This window comes from Actinomyces sp. oral taxon 180 str. F0310, from assembly GCF_000185285.1.
Classification (GTDB): Bacteria; Actinomycetota; Actinomycetes; order Actinomycetales; family Actinomycetaceae; genus Pauljensenia.
Genome location: NZ_GL622194.1, coordinates 2164387 through 2190240, shown reverse-complemented (window position 1 = coordinate 2190240; position 25854 = coordinate 2164387). Strand labels below are relative to the sequence as shown.

Genomic DNA, 25854 nt, shown 5'->3' with positions numbered 1-25854 from the left:
CCATGACGACTGCTCAGACATTGAACCTGAACTCCACCGGGTTACGGCGTGTAGCAACGTTTCAGGGTAAGCTATAGCTCATGAGAAGAGATTTCCCCCGCCGCGCTGCCGTGTACCTACGGGTTAGCCTCGACGCTACAGGCGAGCACCTGGCCGTAGACCGCCAGCGCGCCGACTGCCTCCGTATCATCCGCGAGCGCGGGTGGACGCTGACGCAGGAGTACGTCGATAACTCCGTCTCCGCGTCGAAGAGGACCGTTCGCCGCCCGGCCTATGACCGCATGGTGCAGGACTACGACGCGGGCTTATTCGACGCTCTCGTATGCTGGGACCTGGACCGGTTGACCCGCCAGCCCCGGCAGCTGGAGGACTGGATTGAACGAGCCGAGGAGCGCGGCCTCATCATTACGACCGCCAACGGGGAGGCCGACCTGTCCACTGACGGCGGGCGTATGTACGCGCGCATTAAGGCCAGCGTTGCCCGTAGCGAGGTGGAACGCAAGTCAGCCAGGCAGAAGGCCGCGAACGCCCAGCGAGCACGCCTAGGCCGCCCGCCACTAGGCACCCGGCTCATGGGCTACACAGCCAAGGGCGAACTCATTCCCGAGGAAGCCAGGGTTGTACGAGGCATCTTCGATTCCTTCCTGGCCGGGGAATCGTTGAAGGGCATCGCGCGGGGGCTGCAGGCCTCTGGGGTGCCCACGCGCCACGGGGGCCGCTGGCATTCCTCGTCTATCCGTACGATCCTCCTCAACGAGAGGTACGCGGGCATCATGGAGTACATGGGTGAGGTGCTCCCTAACGTGCCGGTCACGTGGGAGCCTATCGTATCGGAGGACGCGTACTTCCTAGCCCAGTCCCGGCTCTCCGACCCACTACGCAAGACCGCCAAGGAGGGCACCCACCGTAAGCACCTCGGCTCGTCCCTGTTCCGTTGTGCTGAGTGTGGGCACGGCATGCACGCCTTCAGTAACGTCCGCTACCGGTGCCCCCGGTGCGAGTTCAGCCGGTCCCGCACGCAGGTTGACGCCTACGTGCTGGCGGTGGTGCGGGCGCGCCTGGCTCAGCCGGACGTTGCGGACCTGCTGGCCGTGGACCATGAGCCGGAGGTGAAGGAGCTGACGGCCCAGATTCAACGGCTCCGCGATCGGCTAGAGCGCATCAACCAGGACTACGACGAGGGCATTATCGACGGCTTGCGTTACCGCACGGCGGCTGAGCGCGTGCGAGCCGAGCTGACCACTACCGAGGGGAAGCGCGCGGCGCTGTCCGGTGGGTTGAGCGGTACATCGTCCGTGCTGGGAGCGCCGGACCCAGTGGAGGCATTCGACGCCGCTTCCCTCATGATTCAGCGGCGTATTATCGACGCCCTGCTCGACGTGCAATTGAAGCCAGGCGCGCGCGGGCGCAAGACATTCAACCCGGACAGCGTCATCCTCACGTGGAAGGAGAACTAACATGACCGAGGCGTACACTATCAAGCTCGTTCACCGGCATGCGGGGCGGCGCGATGACACCGTGCTGGATACGTTCACCCCTGACGGGGAGGGCGGTTGGGAGCCGGTGCGTAAGAGCCGCCACGAGGTGCCCCTTGAAGGCAGTTCCCCTTTCCCTGAGAGGCAGGACTTCACTCCGAAGGAACCCGTGGTGCGCCCGTACAGTGCCGACGAAATGCGCTCTAGCCGGAAGGACGCCAGGCGCTTTGCGCGGGAGCACCCCAATTTCCCTGAGTATTCCGGGGTCCCGGTTTCAGCGGGTGATACGGGCTTCCCGGCCCGCTTTGCCATGCGCGCCGCTTCGCGCGTGATAGAGCGCGATTTGGAGAGCCGTATTGCCTGGCAGATCAACCGTCGGTGCCCGGGGTGCGGTGAGGTGTTGTCCTACTCGTTCCGCGAGGAGACGCTCTACCGTGCGTTCGACGGTTTGCGCGAGGCAGGTAGGCGCAAGGTGGACGTTGAGGCCCTGGCCAGGGCGCTCGACCGCTAGCCGTACTGCCTACGCAGCGTTATACTAAACGGTGTGATGGCCGTCCTACGGCGGCCTGGCTACCGGCGAGCAGTCACAGTAACGCCGGACGCCCCGAGCAGTTTCCGGGCGATTCTCATGGCGTTCCTCAACGGGAGCGCGGTTTGTTGTGCCTAGGAGGCATCATGGGAACCGCCCGTCAGCGCGCCGCCGCGCGTTACGCATCCCTTACCCGTTCAAGGTCCGAGGACGACCCCACCCTGCTCGCAGCCCGGCGGGACCTGCACGCTGCAGAGCTGGAGGACGCTATCAACCGAGCGCTCGCTAGCGCCCCGCCGCTGGGTGCTGAGCAACGCGCCCGGCTCGCAGCCATGCTCTCCGCTGGGAAGGCGGTGGCAGCATGACCCCCAACGCGAAGAATGGGGGCTATTCCGGCCCCATGCCTGAGGAACACCGGAACAGCCCCCTTCCTGACAACCACGACGTGGACGGGCGTCACGCCCCCAATTTTAGCCCGGACGCGCTGTTGCCCGCTCTGCTCGTAAGCGAGGCTGACCAGGTTGACCGGATGCGGTGGACGCCCCGCGAATACACGCGCGACGCGTTCAGGGAGCGCTTCCAGCCGGGGAACGTCCCCGTGCGCTCGGAAAAGAACGGCCCGGCCTACGTGGGCGGCTCGTTCCGCGACGCGAACGCCCCGCGCGGCAAGCGCAACATGCGTGAGCGTTGGCTCGTCACCCTCGACGCTGACGAGGTGACCAGCGAGGCGCTCCCCCGCCTGGTTGAGGCAGTGCGGGAGCTGGGCTATGAGTCCATCATTCACGCTACGTACAGCAGCACCCCAACCGCGCCGCGTTGCCGCGTGGTGTTCCCGCTGGCCGCGCCGCTCCCGGCGGCTACCTATCCCGAGGTCGCTAACGCCCTCATGGCAACGCTGGAGGTGCCAGGGGTGAAGTGGGACCCTAGCTGCAACCAGGCGGAACGAGCCATGTACTGGCCGTCTACGCCCGACCGCGCCAACTACTGGGCTGAGTTCACGGAGGGGCAGGCTATGGACGCCGCCGAGTTCATGGCGGAGAGGACGCCTCCCGCTCCCTCTAAGGACGCGGGAGCACCCGCCGGTACGCCCGGCCCTAAGCGCGATCCCAGCTCCCTGCCCGACATTATCGGGGCCTTCAACCGCGTGTACGACATTGCAGCGGTGATCGACGCCTACTCCCTGCCCTACACGCCAGCCGGGCCGGAACGCTGGAGCTACAACTACGCGGAAACGACCGGCGGCCTGAGCCTCGTTGAGGGGCGGGCTGACCTGGCTATCTCCCGTCACGCCAACACCGACCCCGCTTGCATCCCCGATAGCCGGGGTGGCTTCCACGCTGTTAACGCCTTCGACCTGGCAGCGCTCCACCTGTTCGGAAACCTGGACAGCGAGGCCGACCGAGCCAAGGGGCCATACGAACGCGAGGCGAGCCAGGCGGCTATGGAGCAGCTTGCCGCGCGGGACCCCGCGGTCATGCGCGAGTATGCAGGAACGGACTTCCCGCAGGAGCCGGACACCGACCGCGTGCGCACCGTCATTGCTAAGACCGCCGAGGACACGGACTCTGCCCTGGCTGACTGGTGCGAGCCGCGCCTGGCCGGGCGGCTAGAGTACGTGAGCGGCGCGGGGTTCCGCCTGTACTCCCCCAGCCGGGGCACCTGGGAGACCGACAACAGCAAGGACAACGCCCGCACGATCAAGCTCGTAGAGGACATGCTACGCGAGCGGCACATGGGCATCGTCGCTTCCGGCGACTCCAAGCGCACCCAGCGGGACAGGAAGAACCTCAACAAAGGCAAGATCGAGGCGGTGACCCGGCTGCTCCAAGGCAGGCTCCTGCACAGCCCCGACGAGTACGACGCCAACCCGGACATCCTCAACGTTGGCAACGGAGTGGTGGACCTGCGGACCGGGGAGCTTCACCCGCACACGGCAGCCTACCGGTGTACGCAGTACACGCCCGTCCCCTACCGCCCGGCAGCCATTCACAAGGACTGGACGGCGGCGCTCGCGGCCCTCCCGGCTGAGTCCCACCCCTGGTTCCGCCGGTGGGTTGGCCAGGCGGCTACCGGCTACACGCCTCGGGAAGACAACACCATGCTCGGTATCGCGGCGGGCATCGGAGCGAACGGCAAGACCACCCTCCTGACGGCGGTACGGCTGGCGCTGGGCACTTACGCCGGTACCGCCGCTATGGACCTGTTGCTCAGCAGCCCCCGCAACACCAACAACACGAAGATGGCCCTGTACGGTAAGCGCTTCGTGCTGATTGAGGAGCTGCCCGAGGGCCGACTCGACGGCGTTCAGGTGAAGGCCGTGACCGGTACCGAACTCATCCGAGGCAACCTCAAGTTCAAGGACGAGTTCGAGTGGCGGGCTACGCACTCCCTGATCGTTACGACGAACAACCTCCCCACTGTCTCGGAGTTTTCCGAGGGCTTGTGGCGGCGTCCGTTCGTGCTGGAGTTCCCGTACCGCTTCACCTCCAACCCGCAGGCGGAGGCGGATAGGCCGGGCGACGCGGGGCTGACTCAACGCCTCCTCGCACCGGACAGCCCGGCTCTGCCCGCCGTGCTGGCGTGGGTAGTGCGGGGCGCGGTGGAGTTCTACGCGCACGGTCAGCAGGTAGGCGCGCTCCCCGCGCCAATCAGCAGCGCTACGGCCTCCTGGCAGGAACAGTCTGACGTGCTGCTGGCGTTCGCCTCCGAGTGCCTCGTGAAGGATGCCGGGGCGGTCGTTCCCGGCTCGCACCTGTACGCGGCGTTCGAGGCCTGGCTCTCCGAGCAGGGGGCGGCAAGCTGGAGCCAACGCACGTTCCGGGGACGTATCGCGTCGCACGGCTACTTCCGCGACGTGAAGGAGGGTACCCACCGGTGGAAGAAGCTCACGCTCTCTACGTGGGGAGCGGAGGCCCGCCCCACGGCGGACAAGGTGCGGGGCTACCGGGGTATCCGCTTCCGCACGAGCGAGGACGAGCGCCGCGCTCGGGAGGCTGAGCTAGCCGGGCGGGGCCTGGCTGTAGTGACCGGCACCGCTGACATGGACCTGATCTGAGGAAGGGAGTACAGCCATGACACGCTACGCCACAGTGCAGGAACAGGACCGGGCTTGCGCCGCTATCCTCGTGGACAGACTGCGCGGCTACGTGAAGTGCGAGGGCCGCCGCTGGTACGTGTGGGACGAGCATGCCTGGAAGTGGGAGCGGGGTACCGTAGGCTGGGCCGTCTCCAGTCGCATCGTGAGGGAGGTGGAACGCCTGATCGTTCAGGCAGTGATGGAGGACAGGTACGAGGACGCTCGCAACTGGTGCCGGTACCTCGACCCGACGGACGTCCCCACGCGGCTCACCCCGTACATGTCGCGCATCTACAGGGAGAACCAAGCGCTACTCCGTCAGTGGGGGTAGGCCTGGCTGAGTGGGTGGGGAGGGGGCTGTATACCCCCACCCCACCCCTCGACGCCCCCAGAGGCTCAAGCGCTATACCCCCCTTGGTTTAATTTTTAACTATCTGATTCACTTTACGCCCCAGATTTTGAGAGACGCTCGGCATCGAGTCCGGGCGTCTCTTTGCGTACCCGTTCGAGCAAACGCGTACCCGGTCCTTTCCCTGTTATTCCAACGAAAAGTCGATTTCTAGGCCAAAACGGGTACGTCTTTTTTAATCTCACGCGGGGGAAAAATTAAAAATAGAGATATAAAAGATTAAATGAGGCGTACCCGTTCGACGTCGAAAACGCACTTTTCATTGGAATTGCACAGAAAGAACCGGGTACGCTTTTATTTCTGCCATGTTTCAGCCAGGCAGTGGGCGCAACTTTACGCTTTCAGCCCGGGCACGTTGCCGACGCGGCCCTACGTAGCCCGGCGGCCCGGCTCGCTACTCCCCCCCCCACTCCTTCAGCAGGGGTCAGCCAGGCGCACGCGGCAGCAAGCAAATTCCTAAACAGCAGGACCGACGCAGTCAGATCCTCGCCTGCATACATGCACTCGACTAGACCTCAATATAGTCACTAGACAAAAGTCGAGTGCCTTCCTTTTCGCTCTTCCGAACGCTCAGTACAGCGGTTAGCTTGATCTCGCGCAGCTCTGGGGGCACTATGAGGAGCAACTTCAAAGACTGCCCTGGAAGAATGTATTGCGACAGAAACAGACCACGGGAGAGCTTCGCCTGTCTCTTGTGTATTGAATCTAGCTCTTCGGGCAACGAATCACCCGTTGCTACGCCCACCGCAAATCGAGAAGGCATATCCTCCAGCAGGTCCTTCGGCGAGCAATCAGCAACGTACACATCACGCAAGTAAGCCCGGACCCCAGTGTTCTTCAGCTCCACGGCCATCAGATGGTTTTTACCGCTATTGATGGGGTGCTTACGCGTCACAACACGGAACTCCACTGACACCGGCAGCGCTTCGCGTTGCGTCCGGAGCGCACCAACCGATACCACTAGGGCGACAATAGCCGTGATGAAAGTGCCGATTGCTCCGAAAATCGTGGCTATGTTCGTCCAGTCCTGAAGGCTCAACCCCAGCCAGGCACTAGCCCCGTCCTGGGGAGTCACTTCTTCCCCCCAGACGTTAGTCCAGAGCGGAACTCCACCACGTCTCCGTCTTCCATGACGTAGTCCTTGCCTTCCATGCGGACCTTGCCGGCGGCCTTGGCGGCGGCCATGGAGCCGGCCGCGACCAGGTCGTCGTAGGAGACGACCTCGGCCTTGATGAAGCCCTTCTCGAAGTCCGTGTGGATGACGCCGGCTGCCTTGGGGGCGGTGTCGCCCTTGTGGATCGTCCAGGCGCGCGCCTCCTTCTCACCGGCGGTGAGGTAGGTCTGCAGGCCGAGGGTGTCGAAGCCGACGCGGGCTAGCTTGTCCAGGCCCGACTCGTCCTGGCCGGACTCGGCGAGCATCTCGCGGGCGTCCTCGTCGTCCAGCTCGACCAGCTCGGCCTCGAACTGGGCGTCCAGGAAGATCGCCTCGGCGGGGGCCACCAGGGCACGCAGCTCGTCCTTCATCTCCTCGTTGTCCATCTCGGCGGCGTCCATGTTGAACACGAAGATGAAGGGCTTGGAGGTCATCAGCTGGAAGGAACGCAGCGCGTCCTGGTCGAGCTTGGCCCCCTCGGGACCCGACAGGAGCTCGCCGCGCTCCAGCAGCTCCAGGGCGGCGCGCGCGGTCTCGAGCACGATCGGCTCGGTCTTCTTGCCGCGCACCTCCTTCTCCAGGCGCGGGATCTGCTTCTCCACCGTCTGCATGTCGGCCAGGATCAGCTCGGTCTTGATGGTCTCGATGTCCGAGGCCGGGTCCACCTTCCCGTCCACGTGCACCACGTCGGGGTCGGAGAAGGCGCGCGTCACCTGGCAGATGGCGTCGGCCTCGCGAATGTTGGCCAGGAACTGGTTCCCCAGGCCCTCACCCTCGGACGCGCCGCGCACGATCCCGGCGATGTCCACGAAGGACACGGTGGCGGGAATGATGCGCTGGGAGCCGAAGATCTCGGCCAGCTTCTCCAGGCGCGGATCCGGCAGTGGCACGACGCCGACGTTGGGCTCAATGGTCGCAAACGGGTAGTTCGCGGCGAGCACACTCGCGCGGGTCAGGGCGTTAAACAGGGTGGACTTGCCGACGTTGGGCAGTCCGGCGATACCGATAGTGAGAGACACAGCCCCATCCTATCGGAGCGCACCGGCGGGCGTTGTCCTACTTGGTGTGGTTTGGCCCGGCCACGCGGGGCGCGTGGGGGCGCGCGGGAGCCATGCCCGCCTTCTTCAGGTCGGCGCGCAGGTCGCGGGGAAGCGCGAACGTCGTCGATTCCGTCTCGGTGCGGGCCACCTCGACGGTGGGGAATCCGTGCGCCTGCAGCCACTCGATCACCTCGCGCACGAGGATCTCCGGAACCGACGCGCCCGAGGTCAGGCCGACGGTGCGCGCTCCGTCGAACCAGGATTCCTTCAGTTCCTCGGCCTTGTCGACACGGTAGGCGCCGCCCGCCCCCGCCTCGAGAGCGACCTCGACGAGGCGCACAGAGTTCGAGGAGTTCGCCGATCCGACCACGACCATGACGTCCACCTGGGGGGCGATGTGCTTGACGGCGCCCTGGCGGTTCTGGGTGGCGTAGCAGATGTCGTCCGAGGGCGGGTCAATCAGCTGCGGGAATCGCTCTCGCAGCCGGTCCACGGTCTCGCGCGTCTCATCCACGGACAGGGTGGTCTGGGAGATCCACACGACGCGGGAGGGGTCGCGCACGACGACGTTGTCCACCTCGTCGGGGCTGCCCACGACCTGAATGTGATCGGGGGCCTCGCCGAAGGTGCCCTCGACCTCCTCGTGCCCCTGGTGCCCCACGAGGATGATGTCGTAATCCTCCTTGGCAAAACGCACGGCCTCGCGATGCACCTTGGTCACGAGCGGGCAGGTCGCGTCGATCGTCGCCAGGTGGCGGGTAGCGGCCGAGGCATGCACCGCCGGGGAGACGCCGTGCGCAGAAAAGACGACGCGCGCCCCCTCCGGTACCTCGTCGGTCTCCTGCACGAAGATCGCCCCGCGCTTGGTCAGCGACTCGACGACGAACTTGTTGTGGACGATCTCCTTACGCACGTACACGGGCGCGCCGTACAGCTCGAGGGCCTTCTCGACGACGTCGACGGCACGATCCACCCCGGCGCAGTATCCGCGGGGCGCGGCCAAAAGGATGCGCCCGCTGCCCTCGCCGCGTCCTTCGGGCAGGGGAACCTCGGCGCTGGCGTGCAGGTCGACGTTTTCACTCATGCCCACAACCCTATCGCTCGGGGCGCCGGGCGTGCGCGGGGGCCAGGCAATCGCACACGGCCGCCGAGGCGTCGTCCGAGCGCGGCGCTCCACCCGAGCCTGTGGCATGCTGGGTCCGTGACCTCGCCCCACACCGCCGCCCCCTCGCCCGGCTCCCCCGCATCCGCGCTCCCCCCGGCTGCCCGCGCGGCCGACACGACGCGGGAGAACCCGTGGCCGCTGCGCAGGCTGACGGAGAACATCAAGGTGTACGTGGACCGCATGAGCCCCCTGTGGGTCGAGGGTCAGGTCGTGGAGTACAAGGTGCGGCCGGGAGCGAGGATGCACTTCCTGACGCTGCGCGACCTTCAGACCGACACGTCGATGACGGTCACGGCCTGGGCGGGGGTCATGGACGCCGCTCCCCTGACGGAAGGAGCGCGCGTCGTCACCCGCGTCAAACCCGTGTTCTGGGAGCGTTCGGGCCGCCTCAACCTCCAGGCGGCGGAGATACACCTGCAGGGCGTGGGCGACCTGCTCGCCCAGATCGAGGCGTTGCGCGCCCGCCTGGCCGCCGAGGGACTCTTCGCGCAGTCCCGCAAGAAGCCCCTGCCCTTCCTTCCCCGCACGATCGGGCTGATCTGCGGCAGGAACGCCAAGGCCAAGGATGACGTGGTGGTCAACGCCTCCGAGCGGTGGCCCCACGCGCGCTTCGAGATCCGCGAGGTCGCCGTCCAGGGCGAGCGCTGCGTGGCGGAGGTCGGCGCCGCCCTGGCCGAGTTGGACGGCATGAACGGCGTGGACGTCATCGTCATCGCGCGCGGAGGCGGCGCCGTGGAAGACCTGCTCCCCTTCTCCGACGAGCGCCTCGTGCGAGCCGCGGCGAGCGCCCACACCCCCATCGTGTCGGCCATCGGACACGAAGGCGACTCCCCGCTTCTGGACCTCGTGGCCGACTACCGGGCATCGACGCCCACCGACGCGGCTCGCCGCGTCGTACCCGACGAGGCCCGCGAGCGCGACGGCATCGCCCAGGCCGTCGGTCGCATGCGAGGAATGCTCGCGGCCCGCCTGGCGACCGAACGCTCGAACCTGATGCTCATCTCGTCGCGGCCGGTGCTGCGCGGACCCGAGGCGATCCTCGAGAGCCACCGCACGGCCCTGTCCCAGCACGTGGTGGCCATGCGCTCCTGCCTGGAGCGACGCCTCGGCGCCGAACGCCAGGGCCTGACTCGCCTGCGCGCCACGCTGACCGCCCTGTCACCGCGCGCGACGCTGGATCGCGGATACGCGCTGCTCAAGACGCCGTCGGGCGCTCTTATCACCTCCTCGCAGCAGGTGAAGAAGGGCGACCTCATCGAGGGGATCCTTGCCTCTGGCCGCATGGTCGCTCAGGTCGTGGGCGCGACTGCCCCCACGCCGCCGGACGACCAGTAGCCTCCCCACACCACCACCCGCACAACGTAAGGAATAACACAATGACCTCGAAGGAACAGCTTCCCGACCCCGAGTCCCTCGGATACGAGGCCGCGCGCGACGAGCTCGTCGGGATCGTTCGGGCACTTGAGGGAGGCCAGGCCCCCCTCGAGGACACGCTGACGCTGTGGGAGCGCGGCGAGGCCCTGGCCGCCCGCTGCTCGCAGATCCTGGACGGCGCGCAATCGCGCCTGGCCGAGAAGAGCGGGCAGCAGGCGCCCGAGGCGCGCTAGGGTGGAGAGCACACACCGCACACCAACGTTTCAGCGAGGAGAACGCATGGCGCGCCCGTCCACCCCCCACGTGCTCGCGATCGGCGAGGCTCTCATCGACATCGTCATCGCGCACGACCAACCGGAGTGCCCCTACGAGATACCGGGAGGCTCACCGGCGAACGTCGCGGTGACGCTGGGCAGACTGGGACGCCCGGTTGCCCTGTCCACGTGGATCGGCTTGGACGAGCTGGGTCGCCTCATCGAGTTCCACCTCACGGACTCCGGGGTACGCCTCACGGACGACTCGCGGGGCGCTTCCCACACGTCGACGGCGCTCGCGCGCCTGGATGAGACAGGCGCGGCGTCCTACACCTTCGACCTGGAGTGGGCCCCCACTGCCCCCATTGACGTGCCCGACAGCGCGCAGATCCTCGTTGCCGGTTCAATCTCGGCGAGTATTGAGCCCGGGGCCGACGCGGTCCTTGACGCTCTCGCCCGGGGACGCGGCCACGCCCTCGTCTGCTTCGACCCCAACGCGCGCCCCTCCATCATGGGAGACCCGACGGACGCCCTGGCCTCGGTTGAGCGCTTCATCGCGCTCTCGGACGTCGTGAAGGTCTCGGACGAAGACCTCGCGTGGCTCACGGGCGACTGCGGCATCGACGAGGTCGCCCGGCGCTGGCTGGACCTCGGCCCCTCGATCGTGATCGTGACCCACGGCAAGCACGGCTGCGTGGCGTTCACCTCCGACGGGCTGCGCGTCGTCAAGTCCGCGGGCGATGTTGATGTCGTCGACACGGTCGGGGCGGGCGATTCCTTTATGGGTGGCGTCATCGACGCCCTGTGGAGCATGGGGTTGCGCGGCGCGACGGCACGCGAGGAGCTGAAGAACATCGGAGAGGACCGGCTTCGGGCGATCCTCGACCGGGCGAGCGCCATCTCGGACGTCACGGTCTCCCGTAAGGGCGCGAACCCTCCCTGGGCACACGAGCTGCCCTGAGGCCCCGCGAGCGCGCAGTCCTACTTGCCCATGCGGCGTTCCCGCTGCGCGTAGGAGCGCAGGGCGCGCAGAAAGTCGACGCGACGAAAGTCGGGCCAGTAGACCTCGCAAAAGTAGTATTCCGAGTGCACGGACTGCCACAGCATGAATCCGGAGAGGCGCTGTTCTCCCGATGTCCGGATGACGAGGTCGGGGTCGGGCTGGTCCTTTGTGTACAGGTGAGCGGTGATGTCCGCGTCGGTAAAGGAATCGGCCAGTTCTTCCAAGGTGCGTCCCTCGGCCGCCGCTTCGCGCATCATGGAGCGCACGGCCTCGGTAATCTCGTGTCGGCCGCCGTAGCCGACGGCGATGTTGACCGTCATCCCCACCGTCCCCTCCGTGCGCGCCACCGACGCCCGAAGATCTTCCGCGACGCGTTCGGGCAGCAGGGAGAGGTCCCCGACGAGGGCGAGCTTCCACCGTTCCTGGTCGGCCAGGAGAGAGACGGCCTCGCAGATGATGCGCAGCAGCTCGCCCAGCTCGGCGGCGTCGCGCGAGAGGTTGTCGGTCGACAAAAGCCACAGGGTGACGATGGAGACACCGGCGTCGTCGGCCCACTGGAGGAACTCCGAGATCTTACCGGCGCCCGCCCGGTGCCCCTGGGACGCAGTGGCCCCCAGGGACTTCGCCCAGCGCCGGTTTCCGTCAAGGATGACGCCGATATGCGCCGGAACGTTCGCCTCGGACAGTTCGGCTTTGAGGCGACGCTCGTACATGTCGTAGAGCATGTTCCACTGGGCCATGACGTCCCTCCTGCTGTGTCGCGCCCCATGGCGCGGCGTACTCTTGTCCTGTTAAGGGTATCGCGCTGCAGGACGCAGGGAAACAGATGCCTTCTCGGAACTCGAGAAGTATGTTCCCGCTCAAACCTACGGCGTAGTAACCTACGGGATCGTAGGAAGAGGACAGAGGTACCGCATGAAGATCGCATCACTCACACCGAAACAGTGGTTCTCGGGACAGCTCGTGCAGATCAAACCCAAGCTGCGCGGCTGGCTCCACCTGGCCGCAACCCCCCTCTCGCTCGCCGCCTCGATCGTCCTGGTGTGCCTGGCGCCCACGCCAGCAACCAAGTGGGGCTCCGCCGTCTACCTGGCGTGTTCCCTCGTGCTGTTCGGCGTGTCGGCCACCTATCACCGCTTCTACTGGGCCCCCCGCTGGGAGACCCTGTGGAACAGGTTGGACCACTCCAACATCTTCCTCCTCATCGCCGGCACCTACACGCCGCTCACGATCGCGCTCCTGGACCGCTCCGACGCCACAGTCCTCCTCTCGGTCGTGTGGAGCGGAGCACTCTTCGGCATCGTTCTCAACCTCTTCTGGCCCGGCGCACCGCGCTGGCTCAAGACCCTCATCTACGTTGCCCTCGGATGGGTCGCCGCATGGTATCTGCCGCAGTTGTGGGCGGGCGGTGGCCCAGCCATCGTCTTGCTGATCCTTGCCGGCGGCATCCTGTACACCCTCGGAGCAATCGTCTACGGCATGAAGAAACCCGACCCTTCCCCCACGTGGTTCGGCTTCCACGAGATCTTCCACGCCTTTACGGTCGCGGCGTGGGCGTGTCACTGCGTCGCCGTCTACCTGGCGGTCCTGTGGGCCTAAGACGCCACGCGCAGCGCTTGCCGTGACGGCCTCCGGACTTGCTACACTCGAGACCATGCGCGTCGGCACCCGTGTGTCGGCGCTTCACTACTGACACGTCATTGGAGGAACCATGGCTGACACACAGTGGCTGACGCAGGCCCAGTACGACCTGCTGGCGAACGAACTGAAGGAACGCATCGAGGTCAAGCGCGTCGAGATCGCGCGCCTCATCGACGCGGCCCGTCAGGAAGGCGACCTGCGCGAGAACGGCGGATACCACGCCGCGCGCAACGAGCAGTCCATGAACGAGACCCGCATCCAGGCCCTCCAGGAGATGCTCGAGCACGCCGAGGTCGGCGAAACACCCGCCGACGACGGCATCGTCGAGCCCGGCATGGTTGTCACCGCCCTCGTGGCGGGCCGCGAGCAGACCTTCCTGCTCGGTTCGCGCGACGCGGGTGGCGACCTGGGGATCCAGGTCTTCTCCGCTCAGGCGCCCCTCGGCGCGGCAGTCATCGGCCACAAGGCCGGGGACAAGCTCTCCTTCGAGGCTCCCACGGGGCGCATGATCGACGTCGAGATCTTGGATGCCAAGCCCTTCGAGGGCTAGGCGACACAGCGGCGATATAGCGTGCGGGTCCCGCCAGGCGGCGGGACCCGCACGCTATGCGTGAGAGACACTCAGGGCCGCACGGGAGTCTCGTCCTCCGGCATTTCTTTGTCTCCCGCTGCCGTCGCAGAAGCGCCGACGCTCTGGGCGCCCTCGTTGGCCTGCGCCTCGCCTCCTGCCCGCTCGGGCGCCCCGTCTGCGGCCTCGTCGTCGGCATCGTTGGCACGTGCCACGTAGGGGCGCGTATCGGGCTTACCCGCATACGAGGCGGCGATCTCCTGCTCGAGGGTTCCCGGAGATCCCCCTGGGCGGTTCTGAGCGGTTGCCAGCTCGGGCATCGGATCGTAGCCGTGCAGGTACATGACGGTGGCGTTGATGAATGCGGCGATCGGCACGGAGAAGACCGCCCCCGCAATGCCGGCGATTGCCGAACCCGCGGTGATGACCAGCATGACGGCCACGGGGTGCAGGGACACGGCATTGGACATCATGAAGGGCTGAAGGATGTTGGACTCAACCTGCTGGACGACCAGGATGATGACCAGCATGATGATGGCCTTCGTCAGGCCCCCGTTCACGGCGGCGACGAGAACGGCAATCACGCCCGAGGTCAGGGCGCCGAGGATCGGGACGAACGCGGCGAAGAACGTGATCACGCCGATCGGGATGGCCAGGGGGACACCGAGGAAGAAGGCACCCAAGGCGATGCCGATGGCGTCGATCGCCGCGACCTGAATTTGGGTGCGTACGTACGATCCGAAGGTCGCCCATCCCCGAATCGAGCTCTCGTAGACGGGAACGCGGGCGCGCGCAGGAAGCAGGCGCACGCACCACAGCCAAATCGAGCGTCCCTCTTTCAGGAAGAAGAACAGGCAGAACAGCATGGTCAACCCGGAGGTTGCCAGCGTCCCCACGGAAGAGGTGATGTTGAGTGCACCCGTCGCCAGGGCCTCCTTGTTGGTGTTGAGCCAGCCGACGAGCTCGGAACGCAGCTGATCGACCCAGTGGTTGAGGACCGTGGTGTCGATCTTGAGCGGCCCGTTTTTCAAGAACTCGTTGTGCGTGATCGTATCGAGCAGCGCGCGGAAGCCGTCAGCGGCCTGGGTTGCCAGCTGCGGAACCTGCTGGATCAGTTCGGCCGCGGCCTGACTGAGCGCGCCCGTGATGACCGCAAAGAAGACCAGCAGACCGACAGCGGCCGCCAGCGACGGCGGGAAATGCAGCTTGCGTCGCATCCACGACACGAGGGGTTCGAGCAGCACGGCAACCGTCAGCGCGATGGCGACGGGCATGATGACGATCGTCAGCCGGGCGGCGCCCCATAGGACGGCGGCGACGAGGCCCACGACGACCAGGGTGCGCCACGAGATCGCCGCGGCGACGCGGAGGGTGCGCGGGACCGCGTTGGCGGCATCCTTCTCATCCTGCAGTTCCTCGCGTACGGAAACGAAGACGGGGGCGGGCGCCGGATGCTCGGCGTTCTTCGCGGGCAGGACGGCAGTGAGCCGCCCCATCAGGTCGGACAGCTTCCAGCGCGGTTGGTCATGTGTGTCGGCCACGGAACCTCCTCTGTTTCCTCCCTAAGCCTACCCGCATGGCCTCGCTTTTCCACGCTTCGCGCGCTCAGCGAGCGAGCCGGCAGGCTGTGGTGGTGAAATGAGGGGCATGAGATCTATCTTTTCGTTGGCCCATACCGGGCTTCGCGTGTCGCGTCACGCGGTTCTTGGCTCGTTGATGACGGAGGATGCGGGGACTGGCCAGGAGGTCATCTTCCTCGCGGCAGGGTGCTTCTGGGGCGTCGAGAAGGCCATGTGGAACGCTCCCGGGGTCGTGACCACGGCGACCGGCTACATGGGCGGACATTCGCCCAACCCGACGTACGAGCAGGTGTGTTCTCATTCGACGGGGCATGCGGAGACCGTGCGCGTCGTCTTCGATACCGCGCTCACGAGCGCCGCTGACCTGGTCCAGCTCTTCTTTGAGATCCACGACCCGACGCAGGTGGGCGGACAGGGCAACGACATCGGCGACCAGTACCGTTCGCAGATCTGGACGACGACGCCCGAGCAGCTGCGCGACGCGACCGCCCTGCGAGCCGCCTACCAGGAGGTGCTCACTGAGCGCGGTTTCGGCCCGATCCAGACGATCATCTCCCCCGCTCCCGATGCCCACTCCGCCGCGCGCTTCTGGTACGCGGAGGACTACCACCAGCAGTACCTGTTCAAGAACCCGGGCGGCTACGAGTGCCACGCGCGCACCGGCATCGCCTGCCCGGCACTGCCACGCTCCTAGAGGCTCGAAAGGCCGGACAATCGCAGCTATCGCCGCCTCATTCGCGCCGGCGATTCACCCCCAACGACGTGGTGGTGCGCCGCACGAAATTGTGCGGCGCACCACCATCGTGTCACGCGCCAGGATCAGGAGACTCCGAGGATGTCGGTGACGAAGACGAGGGTCGCGCCGCCGGGGATGCCCGCCTGCGGGACGCCGCGTGCGCCGTAGCCAAGCTCGGAGGGGATGGACAGCAGGACGCGGTCGCCCACGCGCTTGCCCACGAGGCCCTCATCCCAGCCGGGGATGACCATGCCGACGCCGATCTGGAAGGACAGGGCGCCGCCGCGGTCGAAGGAATTATCGAAGTCCACGTCGGAGCCGAAGACCGCGCCGTAGTAGTGGCAGGTGATCGTGTCCCCGGCCTCAACGATCTGGCCGTCACCAGCGTGGAGGACCTCGACGACGAGCTCGTCGGAGGGGGTGCCGTCGAAGGAGAGGGCGGGCTTGCGGCCGAATTCGCCGGCGACAGAGATGTTTTCCATGGGGGTTTTCCTTAGGGGCGGTGAAGCGGCGCGTCAGTTGCGGCGCATGAGGTAGGACAGGATCCTGAGGATCTCGAGATAGATCCAGATGACGTCAGTCATGATCGCGAAGGTGCACAGCCACGAGTACTTCTCAGGCACGTTGTTGGCGACGCCGACCTTGACGGCATCAAAGTCGCGCACGAGGCACAGGACGCCGATGAAAACCGCGAGAACGCCGATGATGACGCCGAGCGGGATACCGAAGATCGGCGTGTTGCGCACCGCCGTCATGTCCACGAGGCCGGTACCAGAGAGGAACAAGCTGGCCAAGTAGTAGAAGAAGAAGGCGACAGAGCCGATGCCGGCGACACGGGTGAGCGTGTTCGAGTTGCGTACAAAGCCCATCGTGAAGGCGCCCAGGGTCACGCCGATGACGACGAGGGTCGCCAGAACGGCGCTCACCACGATGCCCGGGAACATCGCTTCGAAGGCGCAGGACAGGGCCCCGAGAACGAAACCTTCGATGAGCGAGTAGGCGACGATAGCGCCGGGACGCACCTTCTTCGAGAACTGGATGAACAGGGCGAGTCCGAGAGTGACAGCGCAGGCTGCGAGCGCAACCATCATCGCCGCGCCAATCGCGACCAGGCCGGTCATCCATCCGGCGGTCGCACCCACGAGAAGCAGGCCGAAGCACATGAGGGACTTGACCACGACGTCGTCGTAGGTCATGACGCCCCGGTCCACCGCGTCTGCGGCAGGCGCGTTCATCATCGCCTCGTAGGAGGCCATCGAATCGTCGTAGCCTGCCGGAGCGCCCTGAGGGACCCCGTAGACGGGCCCACGATCAGCCGCCCGACCGGCCTGCGCGCCGGAGGGTCCGCTCTCCTCGGGCGCTCCATAGGGGTTCGTCGAACCGCCGAAGGGATTGTGAGCCTGCTGGGAGGCGGGCTGGTAACCGGGCATCGCAGGATAGCCCGCAGGTGTCGTGGTCTGAGCCGACCAGTCTTTGACGATGGAGTTCATCACCGGGTTGGCCATAGTATCTCCTTGGTCCGTTATGGTGTCTCTAGTGTCGCACGAGGCCGAGCCATACACGAAACGCACGCCCCAACACCGGCACCGACGGGCCAAGCAATGGCTCCCCGGCCTGGTCGCTGAGGACAGAAACAGTGCCCCCGGTGGGACTCGAACCCACAACACACCGATTTTAAGTCGGTTGCCTCTGCCAATTGGGCCACGGGGGCGCGATGCGCGTGTCCAGCCTACGGGAGGGAAAGCACCGACTCAACCGGCGTCACGGATCATCGCCATCGCGATGCCGTCAAGGATGTCGTGCTCGGAGGTGACGACCTGCTCGATCGGATGCCCGGCGGCCTCGGCGCGCGCCAGAACGCGCGTGACGATGCGGCTCCAGATAAGCGCGCCCGCCGCGATGACGTCCTCGCGCCCCTCGGGCATGAAGCCCAGGGAGGCCTTCACGGACGTCGGCTGATCGACCATGAAGCGCACGGCCTCCTCGAACTGTGCCGCGCTCAGGCGCGCGCCGTGGATACGCTCGGGCTGGTACGACGTGAGACCCAGCGCCTGGGCGGTCAGGGTGGTCACCGTGCCCGCAACGCCCACAAGGGAGTGCACGCGCGCAAGGTCCACGGACTTTTCCGCGCCGTCCAGCTGCTCATCGATCCACACGATCGCGCGCTCCTGGTCCTGAACGGGCACTCCGCCTGCCGGATCCACGTGGGAGAAGAACTTCTCGGTGACACGCACGGCGCCCATGTCGATCGAAATCGCCTGCTCAACGCGGGTCGCACCCAGCACCAGCTCCGTCGACCCACCGCCGATATCGACGACCAGCATCGGGGCGCACACGGACTCGCCCAGGCCGCTCACCGCGCCGTTGAAGGACAGGGAGGCTTCCTCCGTGCCGACAACGACCTCTGGCTCCACGCCGATGACGGCCTGGATCTGACGCACGAAGTCCGCGCTGTTGGACGCGTCCCGGGTTGCCGAGGTCGCGACGAAGCGAGTGCGGGTCGCCCCCGCCGCCTCGATCATCCGCTGGTACTCAACGGTGGCCTCGACGGTCCGTTCGATCGCCGCCGGGTCAAGGTAGCCTCGAGCATCCACCCCCTGCCCCAGGCGCACGATACGCATCTGGCGGGTCAGATCACTCAGATGAACGGTCCCATCCTCCCCCATGCTCCCGTCGGCGACAAGGAGTCGGATCGAGTTGGTTCCACAGTCAATGGCAGCTACGCGGGTCATCACGGTCGTTTCTCGTGGGTTACATCCCCGGAAAGAGCCCGGGGCTGGCTCAGTTTCTCTCAGCAGAAGCAGCGGTGCGGCGAGAAGAGGCCGCGCTCGTCAAGCATCGTCAGGACGCGGTCACCGATCGGGTTGACGCCGGGGCCGACGGCGAGGGAGTGCCCGACCAGGGCATGCAGGCACTTGACGCGCGTGGGCATTCCCCCGGCGCTCACCCCGGAAATCTCCGGGACCTCACCGAGGGTCAGGCGAGCCTCGATATACGCGCGATGCGCGCGCTCGTAGGCGCCGCGCAGGTCCTCGTCCGCGGCGAGGTCCTCGTTGAGGCGTTCCATGACGTGCTCCGCCTCGAGGGTGGAGGCCCCCTTCACGGCGGCGGGGTGGGTGAGGTAGAACGTCGTGGGGAAGGGCGTTCCGTCGGGAAGACGCGGGGAGGTTGCGACAACCAGGGGGCGTCCACACACGCAGCGTGCGGCGATACCAACGACGCCCCGAGGGACGCGTCCCAGCTGCTCTCGCAGGACCTCCAGGTCATCGTCGGTGGCGTCGGTGGTGTGTGCGAGGCTCATTCTGCGCTTTCTTGGCCGGTTGTGGTCCCCTGACCCGACTGGCTGACTTCTGCCGACGGGACGGGCGTCGAGGTGGGCGGCTGATCCGCCTTCCCCACCAGGATAGCGAGCTGGAGCACCCATGGGCGCGCGGGTCCTGTGGGTGCGGCCGCCGCAGCCAGCGCGGAGTCCTGGTATTGCGCCCCCGGATCAACGACCGTGTACTGGGTCTCACCCGGCCGCACGTATCCGAGGCGCTCGCGCGCCTGGGTCGAGATGTAGTCCGGGTCGTTCCACAGGTCGAGCTGGCGCTGCATCTGGGCGTTCTTTTCCTGTTGCTCGGCGACCTGTGCCTTGATCTGCGCCAGCTCACGTTCCTGTTGCCACCACTGGTAGACGCTGGGAACAAGCATGACGGCAAGGATCGCGGCGACCGTGAGGACGACGACGAGGCGCGCCGAGATGTCGAGGCCGCCGATAGACAAGACAGCGGCGCCGTCGCGCCCGACGTGCCTGTCCGCTGCCAGGGCGCCCCGCCGCACTCCTCGTTTCTTGCGGTCGGTCGACGCCTGGTCCTTGGCTCCGCGCGCCGGAGCACTCTCCCCGCCCGCGAGCTTGGCGGCCTGGGCGGCCGCGCGGCGCTGGCGCGACTTCTCCGCATTGATCTCTCGCGTCGTGCGCGGCGCATCGGACGAGGTGCGGCGGCGCCTGGAGGGACGGGAGGAGGGACGACGGCTTGCCATTGTTCTATCGTGCCTTACGTCTGTTCGTTTGGATCGACCCCACGCCGACAAGACTCCGCGCGGGTCCGGAGGGACCCGCGCGGAGCTATGCGGCTAGTTGCCGACGCTCACTTGGCGAAGCGAGGGAAGGCGGAGCGGCCGGCGTAGACGGCCGCCTCACCCAGCTGCTCCTCGATGCGCAGGAGCTGGTTGTACTTGGCAACGCGCTCGGAACGGGCGGGAGCACCGGTCTTGATCTGGCCGGAGTTCGTCGCGACGGCGAGGTCGGCAATCGTGGTGTCCTCGGTCTCGCCCGAACGGTGCGAGGTCATCGTACGGTAGCCGTTACGGTGCGCTTCCTCGACGGCGTCAAGGGTCTCGGTCAGGGAGCCAATCTGGTTGACCTTGACGAGCAGCGCGTTCGCGACACCCAGTTCGATGCCCTTCTTCAGGCGCGCGGGGTTGGTGACGAAGAGGTCGTCGCCGACCAGCTGGACGCGGCCACCGATCTCGGAGGTCAGCGCAGTCCACGCGTCCCACTCGTCCTCGGAGAGCGGATCCTCGATGGACACCAGCGGGTAGTTCGAGATGAGCTTCTCGTAGTAGTCGACCATGAAGTCGGTCGAGCGCCCTTCGCCCTCGAACTGGTACAGGCCGTCCTTGAAGAACTCGGAGGAGGCGACATCCAGCGCCAGGGCGACGTCCTCGCCCGGCTTGAGGCCGGCCTTCTCGATGGCGGAGACGATGAGGTCCAGGGCCTCGGCGTTGGAGTCGAGGTTGGGGGCAAAGCCGCCCTCGTCGCCCAGGCCGGTGGACAGACCGCGATCCTTCACGACACCCTTGAGCGTGTGGTAGACCTCGGCGCCCCAGCGCAGCGCCTCGCGGAAGGAGGGTGCGCCGATGGGGGCGATCATGAACTCCTGAATGTCAACGTTGGAATCCGCGTGGGAGCCGCCGTTGAGGATGTTCATCATGGGGACGGGCAGGACGTGGGCGTTGGGGCCGCCCAGGTACTTGTAGAGGGGAAGATCCGCGTACTTGGCGGCGGCCTTGGCGACGGCGAGGGAGACGCCCAGGATGGCGTTCGCGCCAAGTTTGCCCTTGTTGGGGGTGCCGTCCAGGTCGATCATGGCCTGGTCGATGTAACGCTGGTCGTCGGCTTCCTCACCGATGAGCTCGGGGGCGATCTGCTCGACGACAGCGTCAACGGCGTCCTGAACGCCCTTGCCGAGGTAGCGGCCCTTGTCGCCATCGCGACGCTCGACGGCCTCGAACGCGCCGGTGGACGCGCCGGAGGGGACGGACGCGCGCGCAGCGGTGCCATCCTCGAGGACGACCTCAACCTCGACGGTCGGGTTACCGCGCGAGTCGAGGATCTCGCGTGCACCAATGCCTTCAATAACTGCCACGTCATTCTCCAATCGATTTGTTGCGTGGAAGCGGTCAGTACAACGGTAATACGGACCGCCGTGTGTGGTCACCCCCGGCATGGGGGACGTTCTTCAATTCGGGGCTTTTGCTCACCCATTGGGAGGAAGACAAGCGACATTGGTCCCTGTCACGCAGCCTGTGAGTGAATGCTCACATGTCTCAGTGGGAGCTACCGCCGGTGGTGGATCCTCCCAGCAGCGCAGAGGCTCCACCCTGCTGGTTGCCCGCGACGGCGTCACCGAACATGGGGACCGTACTCGCCTTGTTTCCCCCCTGCGACGGCTGGCGGAATCGCGGATTGACCTGCGGATTGGCCGACTCTCGGGCCTTCGTCATCACGTCGTTGAGTCCCGCGACGATCGACGGGTCCGACTGAACGAGTCCGTTGAGCGTCTGTTCCAGGAGGATCGACCTGACGGTCGTGCGCGTGGCGTGGCCGAGCGTCAGGCCCGACAGGCCCTGCGCCTGCAGGACGCGTTCAACAGTCTGATCGACCTGTTCATCACTGATCGTAGTTCCCACCGACGAGGCCGCCGCGGCCAGGATCGGCTCGTTCAGGAGCGCCGTGCGAATCTGGTCGGCGCTGATCTGAGACTGCTGGCCGGTGAGCAGGCCCATCTGCTGGACCGCCTCGTTGACGTCCTCGGTGCTGTAGGAGCCGGAGGAGGTGACGACGGCGGCTCCTGGGTGAGCCGAGCACGCCCCCAAACCCAGTCCTGCGGCCACGATCAGGGCGGCGGTTGCCAGCTGGCGTGTATAGCGCACGAGCGATCCTTCCTCGGGTGTGTTGCGACGCAATGGGACCAGTGTATTCCACCACAGGCACTACTCGCCAAAAGGCACGAGAATCTTGGTCACGAGCGTGTCCACCCACTCCAGGAGAGGCGCGTCGGTGAGGGGGCTTCCTCCCACGCGCGAGGTGAGGGGAAGCGGCACCAGCACCTGGCGCACGGCTGCCTTGATGACGGTCCCGGGGTGCAGGCGCTTGAGGCGCATGACCTGGGAATCGCGCAGCTCGACGGGGCTCACGCGCAGGTACTTGCCCTGCGTCACGACCTCGGAGATTCCCGCGCGACGCACCACTTCGCGCAGCCGTGCAACCGCAAAGAGCAGGTCGACCTGGGGCGGGATAGGTCCGTAGCGGTCAAGGAGTTCCTCGCGCACATCCGCCTCCTGCTCGGGGGTGGCGATGGCCGCGATCTTGGCGTAGACCTCCAGGCGCAGGCGTTCTCCTCGGATGTATCCGTCGGGAATGTGGGCATCGACCTGCAGATCCATGCGCACGTCCGTCTTCTCGGCGGGCGTCTCCCCGCGGTAGGCGGCCACGGCGTCGGAGACCATTCGCACGTAGAGATCGAAGCCGACGCCCTCGACGTGCCCGGATTGGGCGCCACCCAGGAGGTTACCGGCGCCGCGGATCTCCAGGTCGCGTTGCGCGACGGCCAGGCCTGCGCCCAGCTCGGTGTTCGCGGCGATGGTCTTGAGGCGCTCGTGCGCTGTCTCGGTGAGGGCCTTGTCGCCGGGGTAGAAGAAGTAGGCGTAGGCGCGTTCTCGGCCTCTCCCGACGCGCCCGCGCAGCTGGTGGAGCTGCGAGAGACCGAAGGTGTCGGCTCGGTCGACGATGAGCGTGTTCGCGTTGGAGATGTCCAGCCCAGTTTCGACGATGGTGGTGCATACCAGGACGTCGAACTCGTGGTTCCAGAAGTCCTGGATGACGGCCTCCAGCTGGTGCTCGTTCATCTTGCCGTGGGCGGTGCGTACCCGGGCCTCGGGCACCAGCTCGCCGATGTGAGCGGCGACGGAGGAGATGGAGTCGACGCGATTGTGCACGTAGAAGACCTGTCCGTCGCGCAGGAGTTCGCGGCGGATCGCAGCGCTGACCTGGGCGTCCGTGTAGGCGCCCACGAAGGTCAGGACGGGCTGACGCTCCTCGGGCGGGGTCTGCAGGATCGACATCTCGCGGATGCCGGAGATTGCCATCTCGAGGGTGCGGGGAATGGGGGTGGCCGACATGGACAGGACATCAACGTCCGTGCGCAGGGCCTTGAGGGTTTCCTTGTGTTCGACGCCGAAGCGCTGCTCCTCGTCAATGATGACCAGGCCGAGTTTCTTGAAGGAGACCGTTCCCGTCAGCAGGGAGTGGGTACCGATGACGAGGTCGACCTCGCCCGAAACGAGCCCCGCTTTGACCTCCTCGGTTTCCTTCGGCGTCGAGAAGCGCGAGAGGGTGCCGATGCGGACGGGGAAGCCCGCGTAGCGCTCGGAGAATGTCTCGGCGTGCTGGGTCACGAGGAGGGTGGTGGGCACGAGCACGGCGGCTTGGTAGCCGTCTTGGATGGCCTTGAAGGCGGCGCGCACGGCGATTTCGGTCTTACCGTAGCCGACGTCGCCGGTGAGCAGGCGGTCCATGGGCACGGCCTTCTCCATGTCGGCCTTGACCTCGTCGATGGTGACGAGCTGGTCGGGGGTCTCGACGTAGGGGAAGGCATCCTCGAGTTCGCGCTGCCAGGGCGTGTCGGGGCCGAAGGCGTGTCCCTTGGTCTGCTGGCGCACGGCGTAGAGGCGAATGAGTTCCTTGGCGACCTCGTTCACGGCCTTCTTGGCGCGGGCCTTGGTCTTGGCCCAGTCGGCGCCGCCCATCTTCGTGAGGGAGGGCTCGTCGGATCCGGTGTACTTCGAAATCTGGTCCAGGGAGTCGGTGGGCACGAAGAGCCGGTCGGCGGGCTGGCCGCGCTTGGAGGGCGCGTATTCGATGACGAGGTAGTCGCGCGTGGAGGCCGCATCCCCGCGCCCGATCGAGCGGGACACCAGCTCGATAAAGCGCCCGATGCCGTGCTGGTCGTGGACGATGTAGTCGCCCGGGTGCAGGGTCAGCGGGTCAACGCCCTTGCGGCGCCGCGAGGGCATACGGCGCATGTCGCGCGTGGAGGCCCCGGCTCGCCCGGTCAGGTCACCTTCGGTGAGGACAGCGATCTTGAGATGGGGTGCGACGAAGCCGACGCCCGCCTGCGCGGTCGTAATCGTGACGAGGCCCGCATCGGGTCGCGCTTCGACGTCGTCCGCGAGCGCGGCCGGACACGAGGCGTCGGTGAGAATGGAGCGGATGCGTCGTCCGGGTCCGGGGCCTTCGGTCGTGACGACGATGCGCCAGCCGCCTCGGGCCAGGTTGGTCAGGTCTGCGCCAGCGCGGGCGAAGTCGCCGCGGTAGGGGCGCACGTCGCGCGCGCCAACGCGCACGAGGGTGGGCGAGACGACGAGGGGGGCGGGGCCGTCCGTCTCGGCCCCTGCGTTCGTCTGTTGCCCGAGCGCGCCGGCCAGGTCGGCGGGTGGAAGAGCGGTGATCTCCCACCAGGGGTGCTGTCCGCTCCCCCACAGGTCGCCGAGGTCGAGGAAGGAAGCCTTCGAGGCCTCGAGCGGGGTGTCCGCGCCTGCGGCGGCGGCGCTCCAGGCTGCTGCGAGGAACTCTTCGGTGGTGGCCACCAGATCTGCGGCCCGGGCGCGGATACGCTCGGGCTCCGAGGCCACGATGGGGCACGCCGGGGGCAGGAGGTCAAGGAGTGATTCCATCCCTCCCACGAGGATGGGGGCCAGGGATTCAATGCCGGGCGCGGCTATTCCCTCAGCGGCGAGGGAAAGCATTTCGGCGGCTCCGGGCAGGCGGCTCGCTGCCTCCCGCGCCCGGGCGCGCACGGCTTGCGTCAGCAGGAGTTCGCGGCAGGGGACGGCCCATAGCCCGTCGCCCGCCTCGCCGAGGGTGCGCTGGTCGGACACGGAGAACGCGCGGATGTCGTCAACCTCGTCGCCCCACAGTTCGACGCGCAGCGGATGGGGTTCTTGCGGGGGGAAGACGTCAAGGATGCCTCCGCGCACGCTTATCTGACCGCGCGCCTCCACCATGTCGACGCGCTCGTAGCCCAGCTCGGCGAGGCGCTCCGTCATCTCGGTGAGGTCCACGACGTCGCCCGCTCGCACGCGCACGGGTTCGAGGTCGGCCAGCCCGGCGATGATCGGTTGGAGGAAGGCGCGGATCGGGACGACGAGGACCGAGATGGGACCCGCGCTCGCGTCGTCGGCGACGGGGTGGACGAGGCGGCGCAGGACGGCGATGCGGCGCGCCATCGTGTCGACTTGGGGCGAGAGCCGCTCGTGCGGCAGGGTCTCCCAGGCTGGCAGCATCGCCACGCCCGGCATCCACGAGGCCAGCGCGTTGGTCAGCGACTCGGCGTCTCGCCCGGTGGCGGTGAGGACGACGAGGGGACTTTTCGCCCCGGATGCGAGGCGGGCGAGGAGGGGCGGACGAATACCCGCAGGGGCGACGATCGTGCCCGAGCGTCCGGCTTCGACGGAGTCCGCGGCCGTTTCGATCGCGGGGTCGGTGGAAATGTCCGGGAGGAGTCCGGTGAGTAGCACTCGCTGCC

24 protein-coding genes and 1 tRNA gene are annotated in these 25854 nt (G+C 66.8%); 11 read left to right on the top strand and 14 right to left on the bottom strand.

Annotated features, from left to right (window positions below; genetic code table 11):
* The first annotated feature begins 80 nt into the window (after nt 1-80).
* The 5 genes from HMPREF9006_RS09360 (at nt 81) to HMPREF9006_RS09340 (ending at nt 5411) form a co-directional block, all read left to right on the top strand.
* Nucleotides 81-1457: a recombinase family protein gene (locus HMPREF9006_RS09360; RefSeq protein WP_009213358.1), complete on the top strand. Its 1377-nt coding sequence runs from the start codon at nt 81-83 to the stop codon at nt 1455-1457.
* Nucleotide 1458: 1 nt separating this feature from the next.
* The gene (locus tag HMPREF9006_RS09355) at nt 1459-1986 is read left to right on the top strand and encodes a hypothetical protein (protein ID WP_009213357.1); all 528 of its coding nucleotides are present in this window, start codon (nt 1459-1461) and stop codon (nt 1984-1986) included.
* A gap of 164 nt (nt 1987-2150) precedes the next feature.
* Entirely contained in the window at nt 2151-2369 is a 219-nt protein-coding gene (locus HMPREF9006_RS09350) for a hypothetical protein (protein ID WP_034231693.1), read from the top strand.
* A gap of 35 nt (nt 2370-2404) precedes the next feature.
* Nucleotides 2405-5059 carry a DNA primase family protein gene (locus HMPREF9006_RS09345; protein ID WP_034232407.1) on the top strand — a complete coding sequence of 885 codons (2655 nt, stop codon included), beginning with the start codon at nt 2405-2407 and terminating at the stop codon, nt 5057-5059.
* Between the two features lie 16 nt (nt 5060-5075).
* Entirely contained in the window at nt 5076-5411 is a 336-nt protein-coding gene (locus HMPREF9006_RS09340; protein ID WP_009213354.1) for a hypothetical protein, read from the top strand.
* A 586-nt stretch (nt 5412-5997) separates the two neighbouring features.
* Here HMPREF9006_RS09340 and HMPREF9006_RS09335 read toward each other — a convergent pair.
* The 3 genes from HMPREF9006_RS09335 to HMPREF9006_RS09325 are packed head-to-tail and all read right to left on the bottom strand — an operon-like array spanning nt 5998 to nt 8766.
* Nucleotides 5998-6564: a hypothetical protein gene (locus tag HMPREF9006_RS09335; RefSeq protein ID WP_009213353.1), complete on the bottom strand. Its 567-nt coding sequence runs from the start codon at nt 6562-6564 to the stop codon at nt 5998-6000.
* Nucleotides 6561-7661 (bottom strand): redox-regulated ATPase YchF, encoded by a 1101-nt coding sequence (ychF, locus tag HMPREF9006_RS09330; protein WP_009213352.1) that lies wholly within the window; start codon nt 7659-7661, stop codon nt 6561-6563. Before ychF ends, HMPREF9006_RS09335 begins: the two co-directional genes overlap by 4 nt.
* Before the next feature lie 37 nt (nt 7662-7698).
* Entirely contained in the window at nt 7699-8766 is a 1068-nt protein-coding gene (locus HMPREF9006_RS09325; protein WP_034232405.1) for a 4-hydroxy-3-methylbut-2-enyl diphosphate reductase, read from the bottom strand.
* A 117-nt stretch (nt 8767-8883) separates the two neighbouring features.
* Between HMPREF9006_RS09325 and xseA the strand changes: the two genes are divergently transcribed.
* The 3 genes from xseA to HMPREF9006_RS09310 are packed head-to-tail and all read left to right on the top strand — an operon-like array spanning nt 8884 to nt 11436.
* A complete protein-coding gene (gene xseA, locus HMPREF9006_RS09320) occupies nt 8884-10182 on the top strand; it encodes an exodeoxyribonuclease VII large subunit (RefSeq protein ID WP_009213350.1) in 1299 nt (432 codons plus the stop codon).
* Between the two features lie 41 nt (nt 10183-10223).
* A complete protein-coding gene (locus HMPREF9006_RS09315; protein WP_009213349.1) occupies nt 10224-10454 on the top strand; it encodes an exodeoxyribonuclease VII small subunit in 231 nt (76 codons plus the stop codon).
* A 46-nt stretch (nt 10455-10500) separates the two neighbouring features.
* Complete coding sequence (locus tag HMPREF9006_RS09310; RefSeq protein WP_009213348.1) at nt 10501-11436, top strand: carbohydrate kinase family protein; 936 nt, start codon at nt 10501-10503, stop codon at nt 11434-11436.
* Nucleotides 11437-11456: 20 nt separating this feature from the next.
* Here HMPREF9006_RS09310 and HMPREF9006_RS09305 read toward each other — a convergent pair whose 3' ends face one another.
* Nucleotides 11457-12218 (bottom strand): isoprenyl transferase, encoded by a 762-nt coding sequence (locus HMPREF9006_RS09305; protein WP_009213347.1) that lies wholly within the window; start codon nt 12216-12218, stop codon nt 11457-11459.
* A 175-nt stretch (nt 12219-12393) separates the two neighbouring features.
* Between HMPREF9006_RS09305 and trhA the strand changes: the two genes are divergently transcribed.
* Both trhA and greA read left to right on the top strand, forming a co-directional pair.
* Complete coding sequence (trhA, locus tag HMPREF9006_RS09300) at nt 12394-13077, top strand: PAQR family membrane homeostasis protein TrhA (RefSeq protein WP_009213346.1); 684 nt, start codon at nt 12394-12396, stop codon at nt 13075-13077.
* A 112-nt stretch (nt 13078-13189) separates the two neighbouring features.
* Complete coding sequence (gene greA / locus HMPREF9006_RS09295) at nt 13190-13669, top strand: transcription elongation factor GreA (protein ID WP_009213345.1); 480 nt, start codon at nt 13190-13192, stop codon at nt 13667-13669.
* Nucleotides 13670-13740: 71 nt separating this feature from the next.
* On the opposite strand, the gene HMPREF9006_RS09290 is transcribed toward greA, so the two are convergent.
* Complete coding sequence (locus HMPREF9006_RS09290; RefSeq protein ID WP_009213344.1) at nt 13741-15228, bottom strand: AI-2E family transporter; 1488 nt, start codon at nt 15226-15228, stop codon at nt 13741-13743.
* A gap of 106 nt (nt 15229-15334) precedes the next feature.
* On the opposite strand from HMPREF9006_RS09290, the gene msrA reads away from it, so the two are divergent.
* The gene (gene msrA / locus HMPREF9006_RS09285; RefSeq protein ID WP_034231689.1) at nt 15335-15961 is read left to right on the top strand and encodes a peptide-methionine (S)-S-oxide reductase MsrA; all 627 of its coding nucleotides are present in this window, start codon (nt 15335-15337) and stop codon (nt 15959-15961) included.
* Nucleotides 15962-16086: 125 nt separating this feature from the next.
* On the opposite strand, the gene HMPREF9006_RS09280 is transcribed toward msrA, so the two are convergent.
* The 9 genes from HMPREF9006_RS09280 to mfd form a co-directional block, all read right to left on the bottom strand.
* Nucleotides 16087-16485, bottom strand: coding sequence for an FKBP-type peptidyl-prolyl cis-trans isomerase (locus HMPREF9006_RS09280; protein ID WP_009213342.1), 399 nt, complete (start codon nt 16483-16485; stop codon nt 16087-16089).
* Between the two features lie 33 nt (nt 16486-16518).
* Nucleotides 16519-17508 (bottom strand): Bax inhibitor-1/YccA family protein, encoded by a 990-nt coding sequence (locus HMPREF9006_RS09275; protein WP_009213341.1) that lies wholly within the window; start codon nt 17506-17508, stop codon nt 16519-16521.
* 132 nt (nt 17509-17640) lie between these two features.
* Nucleotides 17641-17714: transfer RNA gene (locus tag HMPREF9006_RS09270), tRNA-Leu, on the bottom strand.
* Nucleotides 17715-17754: 40 nt separating this feature from the next.
* The gene (locus HMPREF9006_RS09265; RefSeq protein WP_034231687.1) at nt 17755-18735 is read right to left on the bottom strand and encodes a Ppx/GppA phosphatase family protein; all 981 of its coding nucleotides are present in this window, start codon (nt 18733-18735) and stop codon (nt 17755-17757) included.
* A 59-nt stretch (nt 18736-18794) separates the two neighbouring features.
* A complete protein-coding gene (locus tag HMPREF9006_RS09260) occupies nt 18795-19304 on the bottom strand; it encodes a DUF501 domain-containing protein (protein WP_009213339.1) in 510 nt (169 codons plus the stop codon).
* Complete coding sequence (locus tag HMPREF9006_RS09255) at nt 19301-20026, bottom strand: FtsB family cell division protein (protein WP_009213338.1); 726 nt, start codon at nt 20024-20026, stop codon at nt 19301-19303. Before HMPREF9006_RS09255 ends, HMPREF9006_RS09260 begins: the two co-directional genes overlap by 4 nt.
* A 107-nt stretch (nt 20027-20133) precedes the next feature.
* Nucleotides 20134-21414, bottom strand: a complete 1281-nt coding sequence (gene eno, locus HMPREF9006_RS09250; RefSeq protein WP_034231686.1) for a phosphopyruvate hydratase — start codon at nt 21412-21414, stop codon at nt 20134-20136.
* A 181-nt stretch (nt 21415-21595) separates the two neighbouring features.
* Nucleotides 21596-22201 carry a hypothetical protein gene (locus HMPREF9006_RS09245; RefSeq protein ID WP_009213335.1) on the bottom strand — a complete coding sequence of 202 codons (606 nt, stop codon included), beginning with the start codon at nt 22199-22201 and terminating at the stop codon, nt 21596-21598.
* A 60-nt stretch (nt 22202-22261) separates the two neighbouring features.
* Nucleotides 22262-25846 carry a transcription-repair coupling factor gene (mfd, locus tag HMPREF9006_RS09240; RefSeq protein WP_009213334.1) on the bottom strand — a complete coding sequence of 1195 codons (3585 nt, stop codon included), beginning with the start codon at nt 25844-25846 and terminating at the stop codon, nt 22262-22264.
* Nucleotides 25847-25854: the final 8 nt, after the last annotated feature.

Excerpts from the sequence above, each read along its gene's own strand:
- HMPREF9006_RS09360 (WP_009213358.1), top strand. The coding sequence starts at position 81 with ATGAGAAGAGATTTCCCCCGCCGCGCTGCCGTGTACCTACGGGTTAGC.
- HMPREF9006_RS09355 (WP_009213357.1), top strand. The coding sequence starts at position 1,459 with ATGACCGAGGCGTACACTATCAAGCTCGTTCACCGGCATGCGGGGCGG.
- HMPREF9006_RS09350 (WP_034231693.1), top strand. The coding sequence starts at position 2,151 with ATGGGAACCGCCCGTCAGCGCGCCGCCGCGCGTTACGCATCCCTTACC.
- HMPREF9006_RS09345 (WP_034232407.1), top strand. The coding sequence starts at position 2,405 with ATGCCTGAGGAACACCGGAACAGCCCCCTTCCTGACAACCACGACGTG.
- HMPREF9006_RS09340 (WP_009213354.1), top strand. The coding sequence starts at position 5,076 with ATGACACGCTACGCCACAGTGCAGGAACAGGACCGGGCTTGCGCCGCT.
- HMPREF9006_RS09325 (WP_034232405.1), bottom strand. The coding sequence starts at position 8,766 with ATGAGTGAAAACGTCGACCTGCACGCCAGCGCCGAGGTTCCCCTGCCC.
- HMPREF9006_RS09315 (WP_009213349.1), top strand. The coding sequence starts at position 10,224 with ATGACCTCGAAGGAACAGCTTCCCGACCCCGAGTCCCTCGGATACGAG.
- HMPREF9006_RS09310 (WP_009213348.1), top strand. The coding sequence starts at position 10,501 with ATGGCGCGCCCGTCCACCCCCCACGTGCTCGCGATCGGCGAGGCTCTC.
- HMPREF9006_RS09305 (WP_009213347.1), bottom strand. The coding sequence starts at position 12,218 with ATGGCCCAGTGGAACATGCTCTACGACATGTACGAGCGTCGCCTCAAA.
- trhA (WP_009213346.1), top strand. The coding sequence starts at position 12,394 with ATGAAGATCGCATCACTCACACCGAAACAGTGGTTCTCGGGACAGCTC.
- greA (WP_009213345.1), top strand. The coding sequence starts at position 13,190 with ATGGCTGACACACAGTGGCTGACGCAGGCCCAGTACGACCTGCTGGCG.
- msrA (WP_034231689.1), top strand. The coding sequence starts at position 15,335 with ATGAGATCTATCTTTTCGTTGGCCCATACCGGGCTTCGCGTGTCGCGT.
- HMPREF9006_RS09280 (WP_009213342.1), bottom strand. The coding sequence starts at position 16,485 with ATGGAAAACATCTCTGTCGCCGGCGAATTCGGCCGCAAGCCCGCCCTC.
- HMPREF9006_RS09275 (WP_009213341.1), bottom strand. The coding sequence starts at position 17,508 with ATGGCCAACCCGGTGATGAACTCCATCGTCAAAGACTGGTCGGCTCAG.
- HMPREF9006_RS09265 (WP_034231687.1), bottom strand. The coding sequence starts at position 18,735 with ATGACCCGCGTAGCTGCCATTGACTGTGGAACCAACTCGATCCGACTC.
- HMPREF9006_RS09260 (WP_009213339.1), bottom strand. The coding sequence starts at position 19,304 with ATGAGCCTCGCACACACCACCGACGCCACCGACGATGACCTGGAGGTC.
- HMPREF9006_RS09255 (WP_009213338.1), bottom strand. The coding sequence starts at position 20,026 with ATGGCAAGCCGTCGTCCCTCCTCCCGTCCCTCCAGGCGCCGCCGCACC.